The sequence below is a fragment of the Deltaproteobacteria bacterium genome (genome assembly GCA_016213065.1).
GTDB lineage: Bacteria > UBA10199 > UBA10199 > SPLOWO2-01-44-7 > SPLOWO2-01-44-7 > JACRBV01.
The window spans coordinates 1-5,430 of record JACRBV010000047.1 but is presented as its reverse complement, the minus strand read 5'-3'; the positions used below and the strand labels follow the sequence as shown (position 1 = coordinate 5,430).

Below are 5,430 nucleotides of genomic sequence, written 5' to 3'. Positions count from 1 at the left end.
TTTTACCTGTTCTTCCGCCTTGGTTTTTGTCCCGTCATTCAGATTCAGTTCGATATATTTTCCAACGCGCACTTCCTGCACCCCTTCAAAACCCATATGTTTCAAGGTTCCCAAGACCGCCTCTCCCTGAACATCATGTACACCATTTTTTAATGTTACGAATATTTTGGCTTTCATATAGATCCTTCACGGAGTTTACACTGAGCGAAGCGAATGTGTTCAGGATGACCTCCGGTCATCTTCGCTTTCATTTCGCCTTCACAACTCTTTTGTAAACTTCTTGATAACTCTCTTCGATCTTTCCCAGATCAAGGCGAAACCGGTCTTTGTCCATTTTTTCTCCGGTTTTGAGATCCCACAACCGGCAACCATCGGCCGTGATTTCGTCGGCCAACAATATCTCACCGTTGTAACGACCAAATTCCAATTTATAATCGACAAGCTTTAGTCCCCTCTTTTCAAAATAGGGGACCAACAATCCATTGATCTTTCGCGCCAGCGTTTCAATTTTCTGCAACTCCGCAGGCGTGGCCCATTTGAAAACGCGAATGTGATCTTTCGTTACCATCGGATCTCCGAGCGCATCATTTTTGTAATACCATTCCACCAGCGTCTCGGAGAGCTTTTCTCCTTCAGGTTTTCCGGTCCGCTTGGCCAAAGAGCCGGCCAAATAATTTCTCACGACCACTTCCACGGGCACAATCTCCACTTTTTTAACCAGCATTTCACGGTCACTCAACTTGCCCGCAAAATGGGTTTTGATCCCCTGTGTTTCCAGAAATTGGAAAAGGGTTGATGATACGGCACAGTTGATCACACCTTTGTTAACAATCGTTCCCCGTTTTTGCGCATTAAAGGCGGTGGCATCATCTTTGAAATACTGGATGAGCAACGCAGGATCTTCGGTTGTAAATAAAGTCTTGGCTTTCCCTTCATAAATTTTTTGGAGCGTTTTCATTTCAGAGTCCTTTGTATGATTTTATCAACTGATTTTAATTTTCGTTGCCAATCAAAAATCAGATCCAAATCTTTCGGTTTCAGATATTTTTTTACTGTCGCATCTTTCGCAATACAAGTTTTAAAAGAGCCACCGTCTTTAAGAGCGTTAAGGGCATGGGTTTGAACAATCTTGTAGGCCTGTTCACGGCTGATTCCCGCTTCCACGAGCGCCAGCAAAACTTCCTGCGAGAAAACAACGCCACGGGTGGCTTCCATGTTTTGTTTCATCTTCTCCGGATAAACTTCCAGATTTTTCAAAACTTCGAGCAGACGATGAATCATGAAATCAAGAGTGATGGTGGCATCCGGGGCAATTACCCTCTCCACACTGGAGTGCGAAATATCTCTTTCATGCCAAAGGGCGACATTTTCAAACGCGGCACCCGCATACGCACGGACGAGACGCGCAAGCCCCGTGAGATTTTCCGTTAAAATGGGATTCCGTTTGTGGGGCATGGCCGAAGAACCTTTTTGCCCTTTGCCAAACGGTTCCGCCAATTCCTGAACTTCCGTGCGGGAAAGATGTCTGATTTCCACCGCAATTTTTTCGATGGAACCCGCCACTCCTGCCAACACTCCAAAATAAAAAGCGTGGCGATCGCGTGACACCACTTGTGTGGGAGCCGTTTCCGATTTTAATCCAAGTTTGTTCAAAACAGTTTCTTCAACGGTGGTGGGAACATGCACATAAGTTCCTACCGCTCCGCTAAGTTTTCCAATGGCGATTGTTTCTTTTGCCTGATTTAAACGCTCCAGTTGGCGCGTCAGTTCGGCGTACCAAGTTGACACTTTCAGTCCAAAAGTGATCGGCTCGGCATGAATGCCGTGAGTTCGTCCCATCATGGGCGTCTTTTTATATTTCAAGGCCAAAGCCTTCAGAACTTGAAGTAATTCTTTGAGACCTTTTTCAAGCAAACTCGTGGCAGAAACTAACTGGCAGGCAAGCGCTGTATCCAGCACATCGGAAGAAGTGAGACCAAAATGAAGGTAGCGTGATTCAGGACCTACGGTTTCGCCAACAGCACTGACAAAAGCAATGACATTGTGACGCGTTTCTTTTTCCAACGCATCAATTCTGGCACCATGGATGCGCGCTTTGGAGCGGATTTTTTTGGCGGCGGCGAGTGGAATTTTCCCTTCTTTGACCCAAGCCTCACAGACCAAAATTTCGATTTCGAGCCAATGGCTCCATTTCGCCTCATCACTCCAAAGAGAGGACATTTCTTTTCTGGAATAGCGGGGAATCACGCGGGACTTAGAGCAAAAATTGGGGATAATTACAACATGGAAGTGGTGAAAACCTGTTGATTTTCTTGAGGAGGCACAATATCTTGGCACCTTGTGATAAGCAAATTTCGATATCTTTTGTTGTCCGCCCTTATTGTAACCTTGGGTGGAGCCCACCTTGGAGCGCAAGTTCCAATTAATGAGCAGGATGTTCTAAAGCATATTGAGGGAACGCCTCCTGAAGTCCCTCCCAACGAAGGTCCTCCTCCCGAAATGTTGAAAGGCGATATGGACGAACCGTTCAAAGTCGTTCTCGATGGCAATGTCGATCTAAATTATGTTTTTGCGGAATCTCCCGACAGTTTTATCGCCACCTATAAGTGGCATGCTGAGGGTTTGATCAAAAATAAAATCGACATTGTCAAAACAAAAGGAACCATCATCACAAGTGTAAAAGGTTTTCTGGCCAAATGGCCCACGGGCGAATGTCAGCTCAAAATTGGTGTCGGAGAAACTCCGATGGAAATTATTTTCAACAAGATCGACGATGAAAATGTGCGCATCGATGTGAAGATAGACGAAAATATTCTGGAAAATTGGGAATCCAACTGCAAATTTTCCGATGCACCCAAAGCCAAGTTCAATACAAAAGGCACTCCTGAAAAATGGGTCTCCGGCGCTTTGAAAAGAATTGTTCCCTCCTTAAGAGACTTGAAAATACCTGTAGATCGCCTTCACAAGGACACCTCCACCCTGACTTTCAACATTGAACGTTACCAACTTCCTGATCCTCCATTGGGAAGTGTCGAATTGGAAGGAAAAGGAACGGTTCAAATTATTCCTGAGATTTAAGGGCACCTCTAAAAACCCCGCTTGTCATCCTGAACACATTCGCTTCGCTCAGTGCAAATTCCGTGAAAGACCTACTTGGTAACAAAGTGGATTCGAAGCACAGCGAGGAATGACAAATTGTGGTTTTCATAGGTTTTTAGAGGTGCTTTTAAAAAACTCTTTCAACTCTGAAACCAAAATATCTTCTGAAGATTGCGACGGAACAAAATCCGCGCGCAAATGATTTTCTTGAAGAGCCATTGCTGTTGTTTCGCCAAAAGGAATACATTCAACTTTTTGTAACAAAAAGTCGTCTGCGGAAATCAGTGTCGTAAATTGTTTTACGGCGGAAGGACTAAAAAATAAAACTGCATCAATGCCCTGTTGTAAAACTTTTTTCAAATCGTCACCACTTTTTCTCGCACCCACCGTTTGGTAAGCTTCTACAACATCAACAGAACCTCCCATTTTTTGGAGGGCCACCACCAATTCCTCTCTGCCTATGGAAGACCGGGGATACAGAATTTTTTCACCACGCACTTTTTGTTTTTCGAAGAAAGAAATCAGTCCTTCTCCTCCTTTACTTTTTTCAGGTGAAAAAATTTTCCATCCCAATTGTTGAGCCAGCGCCGCTGTCTTGGGACCAACTACAACAATTTTTAATTTTTCAGGGGGTGAAGGAAGAAATTCTGCAACTGCTTTCACAGCAGAAACACTCGTCAAAATCAGCCATTGATAATCGGCGATATGGTGAAGACTTTTTTGCAGGGCCCGTGCTTCATCGGAAGGTTTCTGAATTTCAATGAGGGGAAAAAGTTCCACCTGAAAACCACTGTTTTCGAGTTTTTTTTTGAGATCAAGACTTTGATCACGCGCGCGGGTGAGAAGCAATCGCATCGAGGATCTCCTTTCCACCTCGCTCCAAAATATCCTGCGCCATCGATACTCCCAATTTTTTCACCTGATCCACAGGGGCCCTTTTTTCCATCCGAATATTTTTTGTTCCGTCGGGATTTCCCAACCAACCGAGCAACTTCACATGTCCACCCTCTACGCGGGCGTAAGCACCGAGCGGAGTAAAACAATCGCCACCCATTGTTTTCAAAAAGGCGCGCTCTGCTTTTCCCGCAAATTCTGTTTCCAAATCATTCAACGCTTCGCGCAAACATCGAATCAGATCAGAGCGATTTTTTTTAGTTTCAATTCCCAAAATCCCCTGCCCCACGGCCGGAATAAAAAAACCCGGATCAAAATATTGGCGAATAATTTCCTGTTTTCCCAAACGCTTCAAACCGGCGGCGGCCAAAATAATGGCGTCGTAATTTCCCGCTTCCATTTTTTTCAAACGTGTATCGATATTCCCACGGATCGGTTTTATCTGAAGGTCTGGACGCAATGTAAAAATTTGCACCTCTCTTCTGGGACTTGTTGTGCCGACAACAGCACCCTTGGGAAGTGCATCAAAAGATTTGAACTGAAGTGAAACAAAACAGTCTCTTGAATCTTCTCTTTTTGGAAACGCGGCCAAAATCAATTCTTCCGGAATATCTCCGGGAAGATCCTTAAGACTGTGCACCGCAAAATCAATGGTCCCGTTGAGCAGAGCCTCTTCAATTTCTTTGACAAAAAGCGCTTTGCCACCGGCATCCGCCAACTTCTCTCCTGTGAACCGGTCTCCGGAAGTTTGAATGGTGACAATGTTAACCGTGATATCAGGAAATTTTTGTCGAAGTGCCGCCGCAACAAAATTTGCCTGCACCAGTGCCAGCGGCGAACCGCGAGAACCAAGCCGTAAATTCATTTTAAAATCTTTTGACATAGTTGGTTAAAAATTCCTTCCAATAATTTCAAAACTTTCGCTTCGGCTTTTTGCATCGCAGACAAAACTTCGGCGTGTTTCATTTCCCCAGTATGACGATCTGCCGAAGGATTTGTAATAATATTGAGCGCCAAAACACGCAGGTTCAAAAAACGCGCAGTAATCACTTCAAAAATTGTCGACATGCCGATCGAATCCGCTCCGAGATTTCTAAAAGCTTTAATTTCCGCGGGCGTTTCATAATTGGGTCCCGTCGTTCCCAAAAAAACTCCTTTTTTCAATTTTATTTTTTGTTTTTTCGCCACTAATGAGGTGAGCGCGATCAACTCCGGATCAAAGGCTTTTTGCATGCTGAGAAACTGATTTTCGGAACGCTGTACGGTAAGACCGATGAGAGGACTTGTCCCCATCATATTGATCTGGTCTTCCACCACCATAATATCTCCCGCATCTAGATCCTTTCGAATCCCACCCACCGCATTAGTGGTCACCAGAAGTTTCGCTCCCAACTCCTTCAAAACAAAATAGGGGAAGACTACCTCTTGAGGAGTCAA

7 protein-coding genes are annotated in these 5,430 nt (G+C 44.6%); 1 reads left to right on the top strand and 6 read right to left on the bottom strand.

Annotated elements, in window-relative coordinates; all coding sequences use genetic code 11:
* The 3 genes from purS to HY877_02450 form a co-directional block, all read right to left on the bottom strand.
* A partial coding sequence (gene purS / locus HY877_02460) for a phosphoribosylformylglycinamidine synthase subunit PurS (protein ID MBI5299146.1) occupies positions 1-177 on the bottom strand: 177 nt, incomplete at its 3' end.
* Between the two features lie 70 nt (positions 178-247).
* On the bottom strand, positions 248-958 hold the full coding sequence (locus HY877_02455) for a phosphoribosylaminoimidazolesuccinocarboxamide synthase (protein MBI5299145.1): 711 nt from the start codon (positions 956-958) through the stop codon (positions 248-250).
* Entirely contained in the window at positions 955-2,247 is a 1,293-nt protein-coding gene (locus HY877_02450; protein MBI5299144.1) for an adenylosuccinate lyase, read from the bottom strand. Before HY877_02450 ends, HY877_02455 begins: the two co-directional genes overlap by 4 nt.
* Before the next feature lie 93 nt (positions 2,248-2,340).
* On the opposite strand from HY877_02450, the gene HY877_02445 reads away from it, so the two are divergent.
* On the top strand, positions 2,341-3,078 hold the full coding sequence (locus HY877_02445) for a hypothetical protein (GenBank protein ID MBI5299143.1): 738 nt from the start codon (positions 2,341-2,343) through the stop codon (positions 3,076-3,078).
* A 126-nt stretch (positions 3,079-3,204) separates the two neighbouring features.
* Here HY877_02445 and HY877_02440 read toward each other — a convergent pair whose 3' ends face one another.
* The 3 genes from HY877_02440 to HY877_02430 form a co-directional block, all read right to left on the bottom strand.
* On the bottom strand, positions 3,205-3,954 hold the full coding sequence (locus HY877_02440; GenBank protein ID MBI5299142.1) for a uroporphyrinogen-III synthase: 750 nt from the start codon (positions 3,952-3,954) through the stop codon (positions 3,205-3,207).
* Positions 3,926-4,858, bottom strand: a complete 933-nt coding sequence (gene hemC / locus HY877_02435; GenBank protein ID MBI5299141.1) for a hydroxymethylbilane synthase — start codon at positions 4,856-4,858, stop codon at positions 3,926-3,928. Before hemC ends, HY877_02440 begins: the two co-directional genes overlap by 29 nt.
* The coding region (locus tag HY877_02430; GenBank protein MBI5299140.1) for a purine-nucleoside phosphorylase at positions 4,855-5,430 on the bottom strand (576 nt) is incomplete at its 5' end. The genes hemC and HY877_02430, both read right to left, overlap by 4 nt.